The sequence below is a fragment of the Buchnera aphidicola str. Sg (Schizaphis graminum) genome (genome assembly GCF_000007365.1).
GTDB lineage: Bacteria > Pseudomonadota > Gammaproteobacteria > Enterobacterales > Enterobacteriaceae > Buchnera > Buchnera aphidicola.
Map to the genome: position 1 here is coordinate 139,105 of NC_004061.1, position 22,048 is coordinate 161,152.

The 22,048-nt window shown below is 24.6% G+C and carries 19 protein-coding genes; 8 read left to right on the top strand and 11 right to left on the bottom strand.

Going from position 1 to position 22,048, the window contains the following annotated elements:
• Positions 1 to 43: 43 nt before the first annotated feature.
• Together tgt and yajC are read left to right on the top strand one after the other, a co-directional pair.
• On the top strand, positions 44 to 1,150 hold the full coding sequence (gene tgt, locus BUSG_RS00680) for a tRNA guanosine(34) transglycosylase Tgt (RefSeq protein ID WP_011053660.1): 1,107 nt from the start codon (positions 44 to 46) through the stop codon (positions 1,148 to 1,150).
• A gap of 34 nt (positions 1,151 to 1,184) precedes the next feature.
• Positions 1,185 to 1,517, top strand: a complete 333-nt coding sequence (gene yajC / locus BUSG_RS00685; RefSeq protein WP_011053661.1) for a preprotein translocase subunit YajC — start codon at positions 1,185 to 1,187, stop codon at positions 1,515 to 1,517.
• Between the two features lie 29 nt (positions 1,518 to 1,546).
• Here yajC and glyS read toward each other — a convergent pair whose 3' ends face one another.
• Both glyS and glyQ read right to left on the bottom strand, forming a co-directional pair.
• Positions 1,547 to 3,622 (bottom strand): glycine--tRNA ligase subunit beta, encoded by a 2,076-nt coding sequence (gene glyS, locus BUSG_RS00690; protein ID WP_044006080.1) that lies wholly within the window; start codon positions 3,620 to 3,622, stop codon positions 1,547 to 1,549.
• A 28-nt stretch (positions 3,623 to 3,650) separates the two neighbouring features.
• Positions 3,651 to 4,529 (bottom strand): glycine--tRNA ligase subunit alpha, encoded by an 879-nt coding sequence (glyQ, locus tag BUSG_RS00695; RefSeq protein ID WP_011053663.1) that lies wholly within the window; start codon positions 4,527 to 4,529, stop codon positions 3,651 to 3,653.
• Between the two features lie 183 nt (positions 4,530 to 4,712).
• Here glyQ and folE point away from each other — a divergent pair, with 183 nt between their 5' ends.
• From folE to rplY, 3 genes are all read left to right on the top strand, one after another.
• A complete protein-coding gene (folE, locus tag BUSG_RS00700) occupies positions 4,713 to 5,369 on the top strand; it encodes a GTP cyclohydrolase I FolE (RefSeq protein ID WP_011053664.1) in 657 nt (218 codons plus the stop codon).
• A gap of 146 nt (positions 5,370 to 5,515) precedes the next feature.
• A complete protein-coding gene (gene nfo / locus BUSG_RS00705) occupies positions 5,516 to 6,355 on the top strand; it encodes a deoxyribonuclease IV (RefSeq protein WP_011053665.1) in 840 nt (279 codons plus the stop codon).
• A 44-nt stretch (positions 6,356 to 6,399) separates the two neighbouring features.
• Entirely contained in the window at positions 6,400 to 6,690 is a 291-nt protein-coding gene (rplY, locus tag BUSG_RS00710) for a 50S ribosomal protein L25 (protein WP_011053666.1), read from the top strand.
• 46 nt (positions 6,691 to 6,736) lie between these two features.
• Here rplY and BUSG_RS00715 read toward each other — a convergent pair whose 3' ends face one another.
• Positions 6,737 to 7,495 (bottom strand): DedA family protein, encoded by a 759-nt coding sequence (locus BUSG_RS00715; protein ID WP_011053667.1) that lies wholly within the window; start codon positions 7,493 to 7,495, stop codon positions 6,737 to 6,739.
• Positions 7,496 to 7,754: 259 nt separating this feature from the next.
• Here BUSG_RS00715 and BUSG_RS00720 point away from each other — a divergent pair, with 259 nt between their 5' ends.
• From BUSG_RS00720 to BUSG_RS00730, 3 genes are all read left to right on the top strand, one after another.
• Positions 7,755 to 9,056 carry a peptidylprolyl isomerase gene (locus BUSG_RS00720; RefSeq protein WP_256359014.1) on the top strand — a complete coding sequence of 434 codons (1,302 nt, stop codon included), beginning with the start codon at positions 7,755 to 7,757 and terminating at the stop codon, positions 9,054 to 9,056.
• A 67-nt stretch (positions 9,057 to 9,123) separates the two neighbouring features.
• Positions 9,124 to 9,948 carry a 16S rRNA (adenine(1518)-N(6)/adenine(1519)-N(6))-dimethyltransferase RsmA gene (rsmA, locus tag BUSG_RS00725; protein WP_011053669.1) on the top strand — a complete coding sequence of 275 codons (825 nt, stop codon included), beginning with the start codon at positions 9,124 to 9,126 and terminating at the stop codon, positions 9,946 to 9,948.
• Between the two features lie 29 nt (positions 9,949 to 9,977).
• Positions 9,978 to 10,799 (top strand): symmetrical bis(5'-nucleosyl)-tetraphosphatase, encoded by an 822-nt coding sequence (locus BUSG_RS00730; protein WP_011053670.1) that lies wholly within the window; start codon positions 9,978 to 9,980, stop codon positions 10,797 to 10,799.
• A 34-nt stretch (positions 10,800 to 10,833) separates the two neighbouring features.
• On the opposite strand, the gene folA is transcribed toward BUSG_RS00730, so the two are convergent.
• The 8 genes from folA to ribF form a co-directional block, all read right to left on the bottom strand.
• On the bottom strand, positions 10,834 to 11,319 hold the full coding sequence (gene folA / locus BUSG_RS00735; RefSeq protein ID WP_011053671.1) for a type 3 dihydrofolate reductase: 486 nt from the start codon (positions 11,317 to 11,319) through the stop codon (positions 10,834 to 10,836).
• Between the two features lie 80 nt (positions 11,320 to 11,399).
• The gene (carB, locus tag BUSG_RS00740) at positions 11,400 to 14,633 is read right to left on the bottom strand and encodes a carbamoyl-phosphate synthase large subunit (protein ID WP_011053672.1); all 3,234 of its coding nucleotides are present in this window, start codon (positions 14,631 to 14,633) and stop codon (positions 11,400 to 11,402) included.
• A gap of 13 nt (positions 14,634 to 14,646) precedes the next feature.
• The gene (carA, locus tag BUSG_RS00745; protein WP_369665112.1) at positions 14,647 to 15,792 is read right to left on the bottom strand and encodes a glutamine-hydrolyzing carbamoyl-phosphate synthase small subunit; all 1,146 of its coding nucleotides are present in this window, start codon (positions 15,790 to 15,792) and stop codon (positions 14,647 to 14,649) included.
• Between the two features lie 149 nt (positions 15,793 to 15,941).
• Positions 15,942 to 16,763: a 4-hydroxy-tetrahydrodipicolinate reductase gene (dapB, locus tag BUSG_RS00750; RefSeq protein ID WP_011053674.1), complete on the bottom strand. Its 822-nt coding sequence runs from the start codon at positions 16,761 to 16,763 to the stop codon at positions 15,942 to 15,944.
• A gap of 12 nt (positions 16,764 to 16,775) precedes the next feature.
• Positions 16,776 to 17,717, bottom strand: a complete 942-nt coding sequence (ispH, locus tag BUSG_RS00755; protein WP_011053675.1) for a 4-hydroxy-3-methylbut-2-enyl diphosphate reductase — start codon at positions 17,715 to 17,717, stop codon at positions 16,776 to 16,778.
• 73 nt (positions 17,718 to 17,790) lie between these two features.
• A complete protein-coding gene (gene lspA / locus BUSG_RS00760) occupies positions 17,791 to 18,261 on the bottom strand; it encodes a signal peptidase II (RefSeq protein WP_011053676.1) in 471 nt (156 codons plus the stop codon).
• Positions 18,258 to 21,074: an isoleucine--tRNA ligase gene (gene ileS / locus BUSG_RS00765; protein WP_011053677.1), complete on the bottom strand. Its 2,817-nt coding sequence runs from the start codon at positions 21,072 to 21,074 to the stop codon at positions 18,258 to 18,260. The genes lspA and ileS overlap by 4 nt, the downstream gene beginning before the upstream one ends.
• Before the next feature lie 28 nt (positions 21,075 to 21,102).
• Positions 21,103 to 22,041 carry a bifunctional riboflavin kinase/FAD synthetase gene (gene ribF / locus BUSG_RS00770; RefSeq protein ID WP_011053678.1) on the bottom strand — a complete coding sequence of 313 codons (939 nt, stop codon included), beginning with the start codon at positions 22,039 to 22,041 and terminating at the stop codon, positions 21,103 to 21,105.
• Positions 22,042 to 22,048: the final 7 nt, after the last annotated feature.

Consider the following 22,048-nt stretch of genomic DNA (forward strand, 5'->3'; position numbering starts at 1 on the left):
TTTATTAAAAAGTTGAATTTTTTATAAAATTTGCGGAAAAAATATGAAATTTCAGGTTATTAGTCAAGACAAAGAAGCCCGACATGGTATGTTTAACTTTAATGGAAATATTATCGAAACTCCTGTTTTTATGCCAGTTGGAACATATGGAACAGTAAAGAGTCTTAATATAGAAGAAATTAAAAATACTGGTAGTAAAATAATTTTGTCTAATGCACTCCACTTATATTTAAGACCAGGTCAAGATATAATAAAACTACATGGTAGTTTGCATAATTTTATGAATTGGAACGGTCCTATTTTAACTGATTCAGGTGGATTTCAAATTTTTAGTCTTTCAAACTTTTGTAGAATTAAAGAAGAAGGAGTAATTTTTAAAAATCATATTAATGGTAAAAAATTTTTTTTAACTCCAGAATTATCAATGGAAATTCAAATAGATTTGGGTTCTAATATTATTATGATTTTTGATGAATGTATTGCATATAATAAGGATTGGGAAAAAACAAAGTTTGCCATGGAAAGATCATTAAACTGGTCTAGAAGAAGTCGTATACATTTTGATTTAAAGAAAAAAAACAAGAAAAATCTTTTATTTGGTATTATTCATGGTGGATCATATAAATCTTTACGTGATATTTCTCTTAAAGAATTAATAAAAATGGATTTTGATGGATATGCTTTAGGTGGATTAGCTGTTGGTGAATCTAAATTAGAAATGCATGATTTATTAGATCATATTACTCCTCAAATACCTAAAAAAAAACCAAGGTACTTGATGGGAGTAGGAAAACCTGAAGATTTAATTGAATCTGTTTATCGTGGAATAGATATGTTTGATTGTGTTCTCCCCACAAGAAATGCTAGGAATGGACATTTGTTTGTAACAAATGGTATAATAAAAATCAGAAATGCCAAATATAAAAAAGATTTGTCTGTATTAGACAAAAAATGTACTTGTTATACTTGTCAAAATTATAGCCGATCTTATTTACATCATTTAGATTCTTGTAATGAAATCTTAGGAGCTCGTCTTAATACAATACATAATTTACATTATTATCAAACTTTGATGTTCAATATAAGAAATGCAATAAAACAAAAAAAGTTTGATGAATTTGTATCAAATTTTTATAATCAAAAAAAATAAATATATTTTTTTAATACATTAGGAAAACTATTTAATGAGTTTTTTTATTAAAGATGCTAATGCAGCAGTGAATCAAGCATTAGAGGGAAATTCTTATTCCTTAATTTTCATGCTAGTAACATTTATATTAATATTTTATTTTATGCTCTTTCGTCCTCAGCAAAAAAAAGATAAAGAACATAAAAATCTTATGAATTCTATTGCTCCAGGAGATGAGGTAATGACAACTAGTGGTTTTTTAGGACGAGTTAAAAAAGTTACAGAAAACGGATATGTTTTACTTCAATTAAACAATACCACAGAAATATTTATAAAAAAAGATTTTATAGTTTCATCTCTTCCTAAAGGTACCTTAGAATCTTTATAAATAATTTTTAATTAAAATTTTTATGTTTTTTAATATAAGTAAGAAAAATTTGCTATTTTTAAAAAAAATTTTTGAATTTTTATTAAAAGCAATAATCTATTTTGTCTAATTTCAAAATTTGAATGATTTATTTGTACTTTATCAAAAAAATTATCTATTGGTTTTTCAAGTTTTTTTATTTCTACTAATATTTCTTTATATTTTTTTTGTATAAATAATTCTTTTGTTTTACTATTAAAAATTTTTATTTCTTTTAATAAATTTTTTTCTTCTGTTTTTTTCATCAGTTCAACATGAATTTCACTAGAAATTATTTGATGGTTGTTTTTTACTATATTATCTATTCGTTTAGCAATTAATATAATTGATTCTATTTTTTTAAGATCAGATATTGCATTAATTCTTTTATCGATATCTAAAGGTTCTGTCAATTTACAGGATAATACTGATTTAATGACTTTAGTACTATATCCTTTTTTTTCATAAAAAAACGATAATCGTGATATAAAGAATTTTATAATCTTTTTAGATATAATTGAATAGTTTACTTTTTTAAAAGTATAAATTTTTAGGCTGATTTCAATTATTTTTTTTAAATCTATTGGTATTTTTTTTGTTATAATAATGCGTAATATTCCTAAAGCAGCACGTCTTAATCCAAATGGATCTTTTTCTGGTGTTGGAGTCTCTCCAATCGCGAACATTCCTGATAAAGTATCAATTTTATCAGAAATAGATAATAGACAACCTATCGGGGTAGAAGGTAATTCATCACCTGAAAAAGACGGTAAATATTGTTCTTTAATAGCTATAGCGACTTCTTTATTCTCTTTGTTTTCTAAAGCGTAATACATTCCTATAGTGCCTTGTAATTCTGGAAATTCATCTACCATTTGAGTTATGAGATCACATTTTGATAAAACAGCTGATCTGATTAAGTCATTTTTATTAATTGTATTGGTATAACACGAAATAGATTCTATAAGTAATTTTAAACGTAATGTTTTTTCATATAATGTACCTAAATTATTATAAAATGAAACTTTTTTTAAAAATGGGAGATAATTTTCTAATTTCCTTTTTCTATCTTGTTTTAAAAAAAACATAGCATCTGATAAACGTGCATGCATAACTTTTTCATTTCCTAAAATAATTTCTTTATTTTTTTTAGATTTTATATTAGAAATAAAAATAAAATATGGTAAAATTTCTTTTTTTGAATTATTACTATATATTGAAAAGCATCTTTGTTGTTTTTCTATAGTATGAATAAGTATTTTTTTAGGTATGTAATTAATATAATCTTTTTTAAAACGTGCTAAAAGTGCTTGAGGTGATTCTACTAAAGAAGTAACTTCTTCAAGTAGAAAAGGATTCGTTTTTATAATTCCATCAACTTTTTTTGCTATTTTTTTTGCTTCATATTTTATTTTTTCTTTACGAGTTTCATAATTAGCTATTATTTTATTTTTTTTAAAAAGAACTGCAGGATATTCTATTGCATTTTTAATGTATATTTTTTCTTCTTTACAAGAAATATGGTGATAAAGAAAATTATTAGAAGGTACATTAAATACTTCGCTTTTAATAATTTTTTCATCTAATAGCATTACAATATTACGGATAGGACGAATAAATCTAAGATTAGTAGTTTCCCATCTCATCGTGTTTTTCAAATTAATTTGTTTAAGTATTTTTTCTATTATTTTAGGAAATAACAATTCAATTTTTTCTTTTTTTTCTTGTATACGATGTATGATCCATTCTCCTGTTTTAGTTTTCAATCTTTCAGCTTGATTTAAATTTATTTTACAACTCTTAGCCCAATAGTAAGCTGCTTTTGTTGGATTACCGTTTTCATCAAAAGCATGTTTTATTGCTGGACCTTTTTTTATTTTTTCATTTATTTTTTCTGAAGTGTCAAGTTCTATAATTTGTAATGCTAATCTTCTTGGAGTAGAAAAATAATTGATGTTTTTATATAAAATTTTATTAAAACTTAGTTCATCTACAAAATTTTTGTAAAAAACTAAAATAATTTTTTTAAGGATGTTAGAAGGTAGTTCTTCAGTTCCTATTTCGACTAAAAATGTTTTTTTTATCATTTTTTTCTCGTTAATTATAATAAAAATTTTATTTTTTTCTTGAATATAAATATTCTTGTGCAATTTTTTTAGCTAATTTTCGAATTTTTAAAATATAATTTTGACGTTCACTAGAAGATATTGCTTTTCTTGCATCTAGTAAATTAAATACATGACTTGCTTGTAATATTTTTTCATAAGATACTAATAGCAAAGGTTTTTTTAATTCTATTAATTTTTTTGCTTCAAATATATATTTTTGAAAATATTCAAATAACAAATTAATATCAGAGTATTCAAAATTATATTTGGATTGTTCTATTTCATTTTGTTGAAAAATATCACCATAAGTAATTTTTTTAAATTTATTTTCGCTCCAAATAAGATCATATACGTTTGATTGATTTTGCATGTGCATAGCTATTCTTTCTAAACCATAAGTTATTTCTACAGTTACAGGATTGCATTCTAATCCACCTACTTGTTGAAAATAAGTAAATTGAGTAATTTCCATTCCATTTAGCCAAACTTCCCAGCCAATGCCCCAAGCACCTAATGTAGGATTTTCCCAATTGTCTTCTACAAAACGTATATCGTTTCTTTTTTCACTTATTTTAAGTAAATTCAATGATTTTAAATAAATGTTTTGAATATTTTTTAAAGGCGGTTTTATAATTACTTGAAATTGATAATAATGTTGTAAACGATTTGGATTTTTTCCGTATCTTCCATCTGTAGGACGTCTACAAGATTGTATATATGCTGCTCGTATGGGTTCTGGTCCAATGGTTCCAAAAAATGTTGTATTATGGAATGTACCTGCTCCTATCGGTAAGTCTAAAGGTTGAAAAATAGCGCATTCCTGTTCTGTCCAATATTCTTGTAAAATTGTAATTAGATTAGAAAAATTGTTATGATTATTTTCCATTTTTATATCCAAGAGAAGCAATAGTAGATATATTTTTATTATATATATTTATATATAATTTATATATTTATATATAATTAATAATGATTTTTTTACGTATAAATGTTTTAGTTATAAATCAGTTTAAATGGTTTTCACATGTAAAAATAAAAAGTGTATGATATTTAATTTAAGGAAAAAATTATGATTAAAATCACTAAAGAAGCTAATATTGCACGTAATGTTTTATTATTAAAAGGTTTAGAAAATCCTATTTTAAAAGAATACAATGATATAAAAGAAAAAGAAAGAGAATTATTAATTGCAGAATATTTATATAAAATTATGTCTTTACTAAATTTAGATCTAAAAAACGAAAGTTTAAAAGATACACCTATTCGAATATCAAAAATGTATGTTAATGAAATATTTTCTGGTTTAGATTATAAAAATTTTCCAAAAATTATGTTGATGGATAATAAAATAAAATTTCATGAAATGATTATAGTACGCGATATTCTATTAATAAGCACTTGCGAACATCATTTTATTACTATTAATGGACAAGCTACTATTGCATATATTCCTGAGAATAAAATTATTGGTTTATCTAAAATAAATAGAATTGCACAATTTTTTGCAAAAAGACCTCAAATTCAAGAACGTTTAACAAAACAAATACTTCTAGTTCTGCAAGTTTTATTACAAACTAAAAATGTTGCAATAATTATTCATATGGATCATTTTTGTGTTAAAGCTCGAGGAGTATGTGATACCAGTAGTAGTACTGTTACTTCATGTTTAGATGGTTTATTTAAATCTGATAAAAATATTCGAGAAGAATTTTTTTTTAAAAAATAAAAAATAGGAATAAATATATCTATTTTATTGATTAAAACAATTTTTCTCAGTATGATATTAATTATTCATTAAAATATATAATTTTTAAAAAAATCAATTTTTTCTCCTTGCTAAAAAATATAAAAATCTTTACGGAAAAGAAAAATATGAACTATATTGGTGCACATGTTAGTTCTTCTGGTGGTTTAGAAAAAGCAGTCTTTCGTGCTTTTCAAATAAAAGCAACAACTTTTTCATTTTTTACTAAAAATCAACGTCAATGGATTTCTCTTCCCTTACAAAAAAAAAATATAGAGGATTTTAAAAAAGCTTGTATTAAATATAATTTTTCACCGGAAAAAATTTTACCTCATAGTAGTTATTTAATTAATTTAGGTCATCCTATTGATTTTTTTTTAGAAAAATCTCGGGTTGCTTTTATTGATGAAATAGTTCGTTGTGACCAACTTGGTTTACGTTTTTTAAATTTTCATCCCGGTAGTCATTTGAATAAAATTTCTGAAGTGACTTGCTTATCAAGAATTTCTGAATCTATTAATATAGCCTTAGAAAAAACAAAGAACGTAGTTGCTGTAATAGAAAACACTGCAGGTCAAGGAACTAATATTGGTTATAGATTTGAACATTTATATGAAATTATTAAAAAAATTGATGATAAATCTAGAATCGGAGTTTGTATCGATACGTGTCATTTATTTGCTTCAGGATATGATTTAAGAACAAAAATAGATTATGAAAGTACATTTAATAAATTTTTTGATTTAATAGAAATGAAGTATTTAAAGGGTTTCCATTTGAATGATTCTAAAAAACAGTTTAATAGTCGTGTAGATCGGCATGAAAATTTAGGTTTAGGTGAAATTGGAAAATCAGTTTTTAAATGGATTATAAAAAATAAAAATTTTCATAATATTCCAATGATATTAGAAACAATTAATCCAAAACTATGGGAAAAAGAAATTGATTGGTTAAGATCATTACAATGAAAATCTAACTAATTTTTTTATTAAAATCAGAGAGAGTATCCCCTATGTTTATAGTCAAAGCGGAAATAAGAGATAAAAAAGGTAAGAGTTTTAGTAGAAAATTACGTATAGAAGATAAATTTCCAGGAGTTTTATACGGTTTTAACAATACTCCCATATCCATTACAATGGATCATAATTTAGTTTTTAATTTGCAAAAAAAAGAAGATTTTTATAAAGAAACTTTATGTTTATTAATAAAAGAAAAAAAATATACAGTAAAAGTGCACGCTATACAACGGCATGCATTCAAAATGAAGATATTACATATTGATTTTATTTATGCGAAGATCTAGTATCTTTAGTAGTATATTGATATCAATTATCTTGATACCAATATCTTTATAATATAGTTGAAAAAACTTTTCTGACAATTATCATTGTAGGATGAAATTGAATTAATATTAACCCTATGATTCCAGATGATAGTATAATTAATGCTATCCATCCTATGTTTCTTTTAATAAAATGTATATTATTTTTATTTTTTATTTTTTTTATTTTCCACCATTTTGATGTTAACCATATTCCAAACCATATTAAAATTGCAATAATCAATAAAAGCCATTTAAAATAGTCATTTTTTGGATTTGGAGGTATATTAATAGTTATTCCTGTAATAATTCCTGGAAAGAAATATATTGGAGGCCATAAAATGCATCCTAATAAACTAGGAAGAATAAATTTTTTTAAAGGCAATTTTAGCATTCCAGAAACCATTGGTATAAGAGGTCTAGTTGGTCCTATAAAACGACCTACGAGTATTGTTATCATACTGTGTTTATGCAATAGAGATTTAGTTTTATCAAGCAAATGACAATTTTTTTTTAAGAATTTTAAACTATATAGCCAATTTTTAAAGTATAAACCGATAAAGTATGAACACCAATCTCCTAGTAAACATCCGATTATACCTGCTATCCAAGAGGGATAAAAAGGCAGTTTTCCATTACCTATAAATGTACCTAATGTTGCCATAAACACTATTCCAGGTAATAGCAATCCTACTAAAGCGAGTGATTCTAAAAAAGATACAATTCCAACTATTAATATTGAAAATGTTAAAGACTGTGTTATTAAAGATGTTAACCAAGATTCCATAAATACTCATTAATTTTTCAAGTTTTTTATTGTAAAATATATAAAATAATTTTAAATGTAATTATTTTTTAATTGATTTAGTTTTTTTTGATAAATATTGAATATTGTTTATTATATATATTTTTAATATAATCTCCAAAAAAATTTAAAGAAAAATTAATCTTAAAATTATAACAAAAAATAATTAAAAATTAATATTTTGAGAAAATTTAAGCATTTTTTCTAAAAAAATCAAGAAAATTTAAAAGAAAGAAGAATAATAATGAAAGTATATTTTTTTTTAATTTTATATGTTTTTTTAAGTTTTTTTTCTATTACTTATTCTAAAGAATTAGAAATTGATAAAATTATTGCTATCGTAAATAATCAAATTATATTAAATAGTGATGTAAATCAAGTTCTTTTTTCGTTAAAAGAAGAAGATCAAAGAGTAAAAATACCTTTAAAAATTAATTTTTTAAGAAATAAAATAATTAAAAAATTAATTACAGAAACTTTAATTTTAGAAGAAGCAAAAAAATTTAATATTGTAGTAACTGATGATCAAGTAAATAATGTACTTAGTAAATACGCTTTAAAAAAAAATATTACTATTGAAGAATTAAAAAGAAATATATTAATGAACAATACTAATACTTCTTTCAGTTACAATGATTATTTTAACAAGATTAAAAATTCATTAAAAGTTAAAATTATTCAAGATTATGTGTTACATAATCGCGTTCATATTTCAGAAAAAGAAGTAGATTTATTTTTAAATAAACTAATAAATACTCAAAATGAATTAAAAAAAATAGATATTAATTGTATTTTTCTACCTTTTATAAAAGAAAAAAATAAAATTTTTATTAAAAATACAAAAATTTTAGCAGATCATTTTGCCAAAAAAATAAAGAAAGATGCTTCTTTCAACTATTATTATGAATATTTTAAAAAAAATAATAATATATTTTTATCAAAAGAAATAAGATCTAAATCGTTAAAATATTTAAAAAAAATATTCTTGAATAAATTAAAAATTATTAAAAAAAATCAAATATTAGGTCCTATTTTAGGATTGAAAGGTTTTTATATTTTAAAAATAAATAAAATTGAAAACGAGAATAAAGAAAACTTGACAACTGAATTTCATATACAACATTGTTTAATACGTCCTTCTGTTATTTTAGATGATAAACAAGCAAAAAATAGTATATATTATATATATAATAATATTAAAAACAAAAAATATAGTTTCGATTACGCTGTTCAAAAGCTATCTCATGATGTTTATTCATCTCACAAAAAAGGTGACTTAGGATGGATTTCAACTGATTTTTTTAGCAATGATTTTCGCAATTTTTTGACTGATTTAAGAAAAAATGAAATCAGTAAACCAATTAAATCTAATTTTGGATGGCATATAATTAAGTTGTTAGATATACGTCAAGTAGATAAATCCAATAGAATAGATAAAAATTTAGTTTATCGTTTTTTGTTAGAAAAAAAGATAAAAAAAGAAAGATATAATTGGATAAGACAACTAAAAAAATCATCTTATATTAAGATTTTTAAAAATTAATTAAATTTAAAATTAACTTTTTAGTAAAAAAAGTTTAATTCTTATATCAAGTAATTACTATATTCTAATGAAAAAAAAAATAAAAAAACATTTGCCTCTTAAAAGATTTAGTCAAAATTTTCTTATAAATCAAAATTTAATTAAAAAAATAGTTAAGTTTATAAATCCTCAATTAAAGCAAACACTAGTTGAAATTGGTCCAGGTTTAGGTGCATTAACTAAACCTATATGCAATATAGTAGATGAGTTGATTGTTATTGAAATTGATTTAAATTTATTAAATTTTTTAAAAAAATATTCTTTTTATTCAAAGTTAATAGTTTTTTGTCAAGATGCTTTAATCTTTGATTATTTAAATTTGTTTTATAAAAAGAATAAATTAATTCGCATTTTTGGAAATTTACCATATCATATTTCTACATCTTTGCTTTTTTGTTTTTTTGAAAAAAATAAAATAATTCAAGATATGAATTTTATGCTACAAAAAGAGGTTGCTGAACGTTTAATTGCTTTTCCGGGAACTAAATCATATGGTCGTTTAAGTATTATAGCGCAGTATTATTGTAATATTAAAATCATATTTAACGTTGCATCTGAAAATTTTCGACCTATTCCTAAGATTGATTCTACATTTGTCAATTTAGTTCCTCATAAAAAATCTCCTTATTTTACTCATGATATCAAAGTTCTTAGTTATATAACAAATTTAGCTTTTCAAAAAAGAAGAAAAATATTGCGTCATAGTTTAGGGAAGATATTTTCTGAAAAAATTTTTTTAAAATTAAATGTTGATCCAAAATTAAGAGCAGAAAATCTTTCTATACTGCAGTATTGCCAACTATCTAATTATATAATTGAAAATGATATTTTAAAAAATAAAAATTTTAATTAATTATTTTCTTTTAAAAAAGTGAAAAATATATGAGCATTTATTTTATCAGTGATATTCATGGTTGTTATAAAGAATTCAAGTTACTTTTAAAAAAATCTTTTTTTAATGATAAAAAAGATTTTTTATGGATTGCAGGTGATCTAGTATCTAGAGGACCAGATTCTCTTAAAGTAATAAGATATCTTTATTCTTTAAGAAAACGAATAAAAATCATACTTGGAAATCATGATTTAAACTTAATTGCAGTGTATTCTGGTGTTAAAGAAAATAAAAAAGAAAATTATTTTGATGAATTTTTATCTGCAAAAGATAATTTACAATTGATTAATTGGTTGCGATGTCAATCTATTTTAAAAATTGATGAAGAAAGAAAAATTATTATGTCACATGCTGGTATTAGTCCTAAATGGGATATCGATACAGCAAAAAAATATGCGTTAGAAATTGAAAAATGTTTATCAGGTAAAAATTATTCTTCATTTTTAAGATCTGTTTTTAACAATAAAATTAATTATTGGAACTTAAATTTAAATAAATTAGACCGATTACGATATAGTATTAACGTTTTTACGCGTATGCGATATTGTTATCCTGATAGTAGATTAAACCTTATTTGTAAAAAATCTCCTAATTTAGTTAAATATCCTCTGATACCATGGTTTAAAATACCAAATAAGATTCCAAAAGAATATTCAGTTTTTTTTGGACACTGGTCTTCTTTAATAGGAACAAAGGTACCTCAACCATTTTTTCCATTAGATAGTGGTTGTTGTTGGGGAGGAAAATTAACCATGTTTCGATGGGAAGATAAAAAATACTTTTTTCAATCTTTTCAAAAAAACAATAGTTAAAATTAAATTAAAAATATTTAATTAATATATTTTTTTATCTTGATAAAATTTCAAAACAAAAATTATAAGGATTATTTTTATCTTTAAAATGTTGTTTTCTAAATATAGTTTTCCAAAATTTACATGATTTATATTGAGGAAAATAAGTATCACCAATTCCATTAAAATCTACATGTGTTAAATATAGCTTAGTTGCATAAAACAACATTTGTTTATATATTTTTGATCCTCCGATTACCATAATTTCTTTGTCATATGTAGTAGAAAGCAATGCTTTCGAGATTGAATTGGCCCATATCACATCCTTATGTATGATTTCTTTATGACTGATTACAATATTTTTTCGCATTGGTAAGGGATGATTTAAAATAGATTCCCATGTGAGACGTCCCATAATAATATCTTTATGTATTGTATTTTTTTTGAACCATTTTAGATCTTCTGGAAGATACCAAGGTATTTTATTATTATGTCCAATTACTAAATTATTTGAAATTGCTGAAATTAAACTAATTTTCATCTTAATTTACGATTTTTTAAAATTTAAAATTATAAATATGTTTTACAACATATTTATAAAAAGTTATAAATTTAATTTTTTTAATTAATTAAATTTATTTTTTTGTGAATTTCTTGTAAAGATATAATGTTTTCTGTTGGCTCTTCATTTAATGCCATAACAGTTGCAAAAGCACCGTTAACAGTAGTATCATAATGTACTTTATACTGTAAAGCACTCCGGCATATTAACTGAGAATCTTTCATACCCTGATGACAAGATGTAGTATTTACTATATATGAATATTCTCCATTTTTTAAACGATCTTGTATATGAGGTCTTCCTTCATGGACCTTGTTCACTAATCGAGCCATAATTCCAGATTTTTTTAATGCTATAGAGGTACCCTTAGTAGCATCTATTTTAAAACCAAACTTTTGAAGTTTAACTGCTAAATTCACAATGCTATTTTTATCATCATCTCTTACTGAAAGAAGTACACGACCTGATTTTTTCATATTTGTATGAGAACCTAACATTGCTTTAGAAAATGCTTCTGAAAAATTTTTTCCTATTCCCATAACTTCACCGGTAGAACGCATTTCAGGACCTAATATAGGATCTACTCCTTGAAATTTATCAAAAGGAAGGACTGCTTCTTTTACTGAGAAATATGATGGTATAACTTCTTTACAAAATCCTTGTTCTGATAATGTTTTACCATACATTACACGAACAGAAATTTTTGCAAGTGCTAAACCTGTTGCTTTTGATACAAAAGGTACTGTACGAGCTGCTCTAGGATTGACTTCGATAATGTATATTTCATTGTTTTTTATAGCAAATTGAACATTCATTAATCCCTTTACTGATAATGCAAAAGCTAATTTTTTAACTTGTTCTCTAATTTTATTTTGAATCTTATTTGTTAGTGTATATGCTGGTAAGGAACATGCTGAGTCTCCAGAATGAACTCCAGCTTGTTCAATATGTTCCATTATACCTCCAATTAATACCTTTTCTCCATCACATATTGCATCTACATCAACTTCTATAGCATAGTTTAAATATTGATCTAATAAAATTGGAGTAATATGATTATTTTTTAAAAATTTTTTAAAATAGTTATCTAGATCACATGGCTCATAAACAATTTCCATCGCTCTACCACCTAATACATAAGATGGTCGAACCATAATAGGATAACCAATTTCTATAGCTTTTTTGTGTGCTTCTTCAAGGGTTAGAACAGTTGCATTTAAAGGTTGTTTTAATTTTAATTTAGTTACAATTTTTTGAAAACGATTACGATCTTCTGCCTTGTCGATTGCATCAGGATTAGTTCCAATAATTGGTATGCCTTCTTTTTCAAATTGACGTGCTAATTTTAATGGTGTTTGACCTCCATATTGAATGATGACTCCTTTTGGATTTTCAATTCTAACTATTTCTAAAACGTTTTCTAACGTAATGGGTTCAAAATAAAGTCGATCAGAAATATCATAATCCGTAGATACAGTTTCTGGATTACAATTAATCATGATTGCTTCGAAACCATCTTCTCTTAAAGCTTGAGCTGCATGTACACAACAATAGTCAAATTCTATTCCTTGTCCTATTCTATTGGGCCCTCCACCTATAACGATAATTTTTTTAGTGTTTTTCGTTGGATGAGATTCACATTCATCTTCCCATGTTGAGTACATATATGCTGTTTCAGTTGAAAATTCAGCTGAACAGGTATCAATTCGTTTATAAACAGGATGTAAATTTAATTCATATCGAAGTTGACGTATTTCTTCTTCTTTTTTATTAGTTAAAATTGCTATACGCAAGTCTGAAAAACCTTTTCTTTTAATAAAATAAAAGAAATTATAATCTAATCCAATAAATCCCTTTTGTATGATTTTTTTCTCTAATTGAATAATTTCTTGAATTTGAACAAGAAACCAGGGATCAATAGACGTCAATTCAAATACGTCATTTACAGACATTCCACAGCGAAATGCATCACCTATATACCAAATTCTTTCCGCTCCAGCATCTTTTAGTTCGTGTCTAATTTTTATTATGTCTTGTTTATTATCAGCAAATGATACCTTAGAATCAAAACCACTTGATCCAATTTCTAATCCACAAATGGCTTTTTGTATAGATTCTTGAAAAGTTCGTCCTATAGCCATTACTTCTCCGACAGATTTCATTTGAGTAGTGAGTCTATCGTTGCATCCTAAAAATTTTTCGAAATTAAACCTAGGAATTTTAGTTACTATATAATCTATTGATGGTTCAAAAGATGCTGTGGTATTTATCCCTGTGATGTCATTAGCAAGTTCATCTAATGTGTATCCTACAGCTAATTTAGCTGCTATTTTTGCAATTGGAAAACCAGTTGCTTTAGAAGCTAAAGCAGAAGAACGAGAAACTCGCGGATTCATTTCAATTACAATCATACGGCCATTTTTAGGATTAATTGCAAATTGTACGTTGGAACCTCCTGTTTCTACTCCTATTTCTCGTAAAATTGACATAGAAGCATTTCTCATAATTTGATATTCTTTATCACTTAAAGTTTGTGCTGGTGCTATAGTAATTGAATCACCAGTATGAATACCCATAGGATCTAAATTTTCAATTGAACATACGATAATACAATTATTATTTTTATCTCTTACAACTTCCATTTCATATTCTTTCCAACCGATAAGTGATTCATCAATTAAGAGCTCAGTAGTAGGAGATAATTTTAATCCTCTTTCACAAATATCTTCAAATTCTTCTTGATTATAAGCAATTCCTCCACCATGTCCGCCCATAGTAAAGGAAGGTCGTATAATACATGGAAAACCTACATTTTTTAAAACTAATAATGCTTCTTGAATATTATGTGCAATTCCACATTTTGCAGTTTTTAGATTCAGTTTTTTCATAGAATCTTCAAATAATTTTCTATCTTCTGCTTTATTGATAGCATCAATAGTAGCACCTATTATTTTTACATTGAATTTTTTTAGTATTCCTCTTCGATTTAATTCTAAAGCACAATTCAGCGCAGTTTGACCACCCATAGTAGGAAGCAATGCATCAGGTTGTTCTTTTTGTATAATTTTTTTTACTATTTTCCAATGAATAGGTTCAATATATGTAGCATCTGCCATGCAAGGATCAGTCATAATAGTTGCAGGATTAGAATTTACAAGAATAATTTTATAACCTTCTTCTTTTAGTGCTTTGCATGCTTGTGCACCTGAATAATCAAACTCACATGCTTGTCCGATGACTATTGGTCCCGCACCAAGAATTAAAATTGATTTTATATCAGTAGATTTAGGCATCTTTTTTTCCTAATTAATTACTGAATTTTACTTGATTGAGTAATTTAATGAAATGATCAAATAAAGATGAAGCATCATGTGGTCCAGGACTAGCTTCTGGATGTCCTTGAAAACTAAAAGCTAATTTATCAGTTAAACATAATCCTTGTAATGTTCCGTCAAAAAGTGAGCTATGTGTTATAGCAATATTATTTGGCATATTTTTTGCATCTACGGTAAAGCTATGATTTTGTGATGTGATTATTACTCGATTTGTTTTAATTTCTTTTACAGGATGATTTCCACCATGATGACCGAATTTCATTTTGATAATATTAGCTCCACTAGCTAATGCAAGAAGTTGATGTCCTAAACAAATTCCAAAAATAGGAATGTTTTTTTTTAAGAAACATTGAATTGCATGAATAGCATAATCGCATGGTCTTGGATCACCAGGACCATTAGATAGAAAAATTCCATCAGGATTTAAATTTAAAGCTATTTTGGGATCAGTTTTAGCCGGTACTACAGTTAAATAGCATCCTCTATCTACAAGCATACGTAATATATTTCTTTTTACTCCAAAATCATATACGACAATATGGAATAAAAATTTTTTTTTCTTTTCAAGTTTAGATTTTGATTTATTGATAAAAAAGCTGCCTTTATCCCAATTATAGATAAATTTAGTACTAACTTTTTTAGCTAAATCTAATCCTTGTAAACTTAAAAATTTTTTTGCTTTTTGATATGCGACACTGTAATTTTCTTTTTTGTCTTCTATAATACATCCATTTTGTGAACCTTTAGTACGTAAAATCCTTGTTAATTTTCTTGTATCAATATCGGATATTGCAACAATATTGTTTTCTTTTAAGTAAGAAGAAAAACTTTTTTCGCTCCTATAGTTACTTGATATTGGTGACATATCACGAATAATTAGTCCTCTTATATGAATTTTTGATGATTCTTCATCGTTACAATTAGTGCCAATATTGCCGATATGAGGATGAGTTAATGTTACGATTTGATGTGAATAGGAAGGATCAGTAATGATTTCTTGATATCCAGTTATTGATGTATTAAAAACAACTTCACCTACAGTTGTCCCCTTAGCTCCAATAGAACGTCCATGAAATCTAGTTCCATCTTCTAAAACTAGTACTGCTAATTGGCCCAAAGCATCCTCCATTTAAAAATTTTTAAATAAAAGCACAAAATCGTTAAAAAAATATGAAAAATTGCATATTATTTTAACTAAATTTAATATTTTTGTCTATTATCGTAGTAAATATTTATATTTTTATAAATTTTTTTAATATGCATACTTTAAAATTTATCTTTTAATATATCGTTCATATTAAATAATCCGTGTTTTTTTTCGTGAATCCATACAGCTGCTTCAATAGCACCTTTAGCAAAAGACTCTCTATTAAAAGCACTATGAGTAATTTTAATTTCTTCATCAGAGCTTGAGAATAAAACAGTATGTTTACCAATAATATTTCCTGATCTTATACTAGAAAAACCAATTTTTTTTGTTTCTCTGATTTTTTTTGTTATACCTTTTGTATAATACAAAGAGTGTTTATTTAATTCCCAGTTCATGACTTTTGATATATTTTCTCCAATACTGAGTGCTGTTCCTGAAGGTATATCTATTTTATTACGGTGATGATATTCTATAATATCAATATCTGAAGTATTTCCTAAAATTTTAGTAGTTTTTTGAATTAATTGATATAATAAGTTAATCCCAATACTAAAATTTGATGCTTTAATTAAAGCAATTTTTTTAGCATATGAATTTATAGTTTTAATTTCTTTCTCTGAAAAACCAGTGGTTCCTATAATCATATTTTTTTTAAATTCATAGCATTGTTCTAAAAAATAAAACGTACCACTTGGTTTTGTAAAGTCGATTAAAACGTCAAAATCATTTTTTTCTATATTTATATCACTACTAATAGATACGCTTGTTTTACCTATTCCGATTTTTTCTCCTATATTTTGACCAATCAAGGGATGATTATTTTTTACTAATGCCGCTGTTAAAACAGTATTTTTATTTTTTTGTATTTCTTTAATTAATACCTGGCCCATACGTCCCATAGCACCAGTAATTGCGATACGAGTTATTTTTTTTTTCATAATTGTATTTTTCTAATTTTGTACGTTTAAATTTTTGGGTATTTTAAAAATTGTTTTTTCTTCATCTCCTAACATTTCTTTTGGTGGATTTTTAAAACCTAGTTTTTTTAAATGTTTGATTACTTCCTCTACTAATATATCCGGTGCGGAAGCACCAGCTGTAATGCCAATATTTTTTTTATTTTTTAGCCATTCTTCTTTAATATCAGAAAATGATTCAATTTGTTTCGTAAATACACCTGTTTCTTTTCCTAATTCTGAAAGACGACTAGAATTAGAAGAATTTTTAGAACCAATTACAAGTATTATATCAGTTATTTTAGATAATTTAATAATTGCATTTTGTCTATTTGTTGTTGCATAGCATATATCCTCTTTTTTAGGACCAGATATATTTAAAAATTTTTTTTTCAAAGCTAAAATAATAGATTGAGTATTTTTGATAGATAAGGTTGTTTGTGTAAAAAAATTTAATTTTTTATCTATTTTAATTGTTAATTGATTAACATCTTCTATATCTTCAATAAGATGTATTTTTCCCTTTTTATTATCATATTGACCAATTGTACCGATAACTTCCGGATGTCCTCTATGACCAATTAGAATTGTTTCTATGCCATTTTTACTTGATTTAGAAACTTCTAAATGCACTTTTGTCACTAATGGGCAAGTGGCATTTAATATTGTTAAATTTTTTTTTATAGCTTTTTTTTTTATTTTTTTTGATACTCCGTGTGCTGAAAAAACTACTATTGAATTATTTGGAATATCTGAAATATCTTCAACGAAGACAACTCCCTTTTGACGTAATGTTTCTATAACATATTGATTATGTACTAGTTCATGCTGAACATAAATAGTTTTTTTATAAATTTTTAAAGCATTTTCAACTATTAAGAGAGCTCTTTTAACACCTGCGCAAAAACCTCTTGGTTTGGCTAATATAATATTCACTATTTTTCTCAAACTGTATTTTTATTACAAACAAAATTTATTTAATTGATAATTAAAATTCATTATAGATTCATTACGAATTATAATAATTTTTTTTTATGATCATAATCATGCCAATAAATATACTGAAATCAGCTATATTAAAGGTTGCAAAATGCCAACTTTTAAAGTGTAAATCAATAAAATCTATTACAAATCCATAGTTAATACGATCTATTAAATTTCCTATTGCACCTGCGAGAATGAGAGAATAAGAAAGAATTTTATTTTTATCTTTTTTTTTAAATTTTATCATTATTTTTATAATTGCTAATATAATAATTATACTAAATATTAACAGGAAATATTTTTGCCATCCGTTTTGATCTGACAAGATGCTGAATGCTGCTCCAAAATTATGGACATGAAATAAATTTAATATGAAAAATACTTTTTGTTTTTCATATATATTTAAATGATTTAAAATCCATTTTTTACTATAAAAATCTACTGTTATGATAAAAAATATAATATTTATATATATCCAATAGTATTTTCTTTTCATATAAAAAAGCGCTTTTCACCATTTCCTTTAGTATTTAAAATACAACGTGTACAAATTTTATCATTATTATTTTCAATAAAAATATTATAATGCCAGCATCTTGGACATTTTTTTTCTTTTATTTTTTTTAAAAATATTTTAAAATTAGAAATTTTTTTACTTTTTGTTGAATTTATTGGTGCTGTATTATACAATTCTATTTTAACTTTAGATGTTAAGAATATAAATTTTAATTCTTCTCCTAAAATATTTAATGTTTTCTTTACTTCTGGGGTTACATATAATATTAAACATGCCTCTAATGAATTGTTTATATTTTTATTTTTTATTTCAGTTTCTAAAAATTTATTTATTTCATTTTTCATTTCTATTAGATTTTTCCAAAATTCACGGTTAAATAAATCATTTTTATCTAAATCAAATAGTTTATTAAACCATTCTTCTGTAAATACATATTGAGCATGTTTTCCAGGTAAGTGATTCCAGATTTCATCAGCAGTAAATGATAATATTGGTGCTATCCAACGGACGAGGGCATTGATTATATAGTATATAGCTGTTTGACAACTTCTTCGTTCTTGACTATTTGTTTTTAAAGTATATTGTCTGTCTTTTATAATATCAAGATAGAAAGAACCCATTTCAATAGAGCAAAAATACATTAAACGTTTTATGATGGCATGAAAGTTGTATTTTTTATAAAATTCAATGATTTCTTCTTGCACTATTTTTGCTTGACTTATAGCCCATCGATCTAAAAGGACCATGTTTTCTTTTAAAACAGTGTTTTTTTGAGGATTAAAATCGTTTATGTTTGCTAACATAAAACGTGCTGTATTTCTTATTCTTCGATAAATATCTGAAGAACGTTTTAAAATTTCATTAGAAATAGAAATATCATTAGAATAATTAGAAGAAGCAACCCATAATCTTAAAATATCTCCTCCTAATGTTTTTACTACTTCATTAGGACTAATAGTATTTCCTATAGATTTAGACATTTTTTGACCATTTTTGTCAACTACGAAACCATGAGTTAAAACTTCAGAATATGGTGATTGATTCTTTACTAACATAGAAATAATTAACGATGACATAAACCATCCTCTATGTTGATCAGAACCTTCTAGAAACATATCTGCATGATTTTTGCTGTATTTTTTATTTTTATATTTTATTACAGTATGAGTATTTCCTGATTCAAACCATACATCTAATATATCAAATGTTTGATTATACATGTTATATGTTTCACCCAACATTTCTTTCAAATTAATCTTCCACCATGCTTCTATTCCTTCTAATTCTACTTTTTTTATTATTTTTTTTATTAATAAGGTATTTTCAGGATGAATTTTTCCTGTTTTTTTATGCAGAAAAAGACACATTGGTACACCCCATTTTCTTTGTCTTGAAACACACCAATCAGGTCTTTTTTTTATCATTTCTTCTATTCTAGATCCTCCCCATTTAGGTATCCATGATACCTTTTTGATTTCTTCAAGAGTTTTATAACGTAGTTTTTTCTGATCAATATTTATAAACCATTGTTCAGTTGCTCTAAATATAACAGGAGTTTTATGTCTCCAACAATGTGGATAACTATGTTTTAAAATATTATGATGCAATAAACAATCTTTTTTAATTAATAAATTTATAATTATTTCATTAGCTTGAAAAATATTTACACCATTTAATTTTGGATGTATATTATTTATATAATTACCCTTAAAATCTACTAAATTCATTGTTTTTATTTTATATTTTTGACTAACGATATAATCATCTGGTCCATGATCTGGTGCCGTGTGAACAGCTCCTGTACCTGAATCAAGATTGACATGATCTCCTAATATTACGGGTAAAGAAATATTTTCTAAAAATGGATGTAAAAACTTTTTTCCTTCTAAAATTTTACCTTTAAAAGAACTTAAAATATTCCAATGATTTATTTCTAAAATTTTCATTACATTTTTAACTAATTCTTTTGCTAAAATTAGATTGTATTTTTTAGTTTCTATTATTTGATATTCAAAAATTGGATTGACTGTAATAGCTTGACTTGATGGAAGAGTCCATGGTGTAGTTGTCCAAATAGGCAAATATATATCTTTTTCACTTGAAATATTCAGATTTAATACTTCTTTTAAAATTTTATTATTTTTACTTTTTATAGCAACAAAAATTGAATCTGATTCTTTATCAAAATGTTCGATTTCTGCATCAGATAATGATGAATAACATTTTAAACACCAATGTATAGGTTTAGATTCTTTATATAAATATTTTTTTTCGATAATTTTAGATAGTGTTTTAATTATATTAGCTTCATTTTTAAAATCCATTGTAAGATGTGCGTTTTCCCAATCTCCAATTACACCTAATCTAATAAAATCTTTTTTTTGTTTTTTTATTTGTTTTTCTGCATATTTTCTACATTTTTTTTGAAATATTGTAGTAATTATATTGTTGCTTTTTAAACCCATCTGTTCTTCAACTTTTTGTTCAATAGGTAATCCATGACAGTCCCAAGATGGTATGTAAGGTGCATCGAAACCTGACATATTTTTTGATTTGATAATTATATCTTTCAAGATTTTATTAACTGCGTGTCCAATATGAATGTTTCCATTAGCATATGGAGGTCCATCATGAAGAAAAAAAATTTTTTTACCTTCTTTTTTTTGTCTTATTAATTTATATAGATTATTATCATACCAATTTTTTAATATTTTTGGTTCTTTTTGAGATAGATTAGCTCGCATGGAAAATTGTGTTTTAGGTAAATTTAAAGTATTTTTATAATCATTCATAACTTTCTCTTTATTTTTGATATTAATTTTAAATTAGGTTAAAATATTTTTTAACAATTTCAATATCTTTTGAAATTTGTTCTTTTAATTTGTTTTTAGAAGAAAAAAAACATTCATTTCTTATTTTTTTGTATAAAAAAACTTCTATTTTTTCTTCATATAGATTCAAATTAAAATTGAATAAGTGGACTTCAAGAAGTCTATGTTTTTTAGAAGAAAAATAACTTGGTTTAATTCCAATATTACATATTCCTACAAATTTTTTATTAAAAAAACAGGAGATTTTTACAGCGTATACTCCGTTATTTAAAGGTATATTTTTACGTAATGATATATTTGCAGTTGGATATCCTAATTTTCGTCCTATTTTATTCCCGTGAATTACACGACCTGAGATACTAAATGGTCGACCAAGTAATTTTCTTGCTAGTTCAATTTTGTTTTCTAATAAACATTTTCTTATATTAGTGCTGCTTATTTTAATTTTATTTTTATATAATAATGAACTGATTTCTATAACTTTAAAGTTATATTGATATCCAATTTCTTTTAAGAGAGATATATTTCCATTTCTTTTTGATCCGAATCTAAAATCATCTCCAATTATTATAAATTTTATATTCAATTTTGTTATTAAAATATTTTTTATAAATTTTTCTGCGCTTAAAGATGAAAAAGATTCATTGAATTTAATACATAAAATAATATCAATTTTCCATGATTGAATGTATTTAATTTTATTTTGTATTGTTGTAAGTCTTTTAGGAGAGTTTTTATTGTTTAAAAATTCTAATGGTTGTGGTTCAAATAAGATAAGTACAGTTAATATGTTGTTTTTTTTTCCTATTTTGTATAAATTAGAAAGTAATTTTTGATGTCCTAGATGTACTCCATCAAAATTTCCAATACTTACAGCTGAATTAGAATTTATTTTTTTTAGATTATGAATGCCTCGTATGAGCTTCATTGTTAAA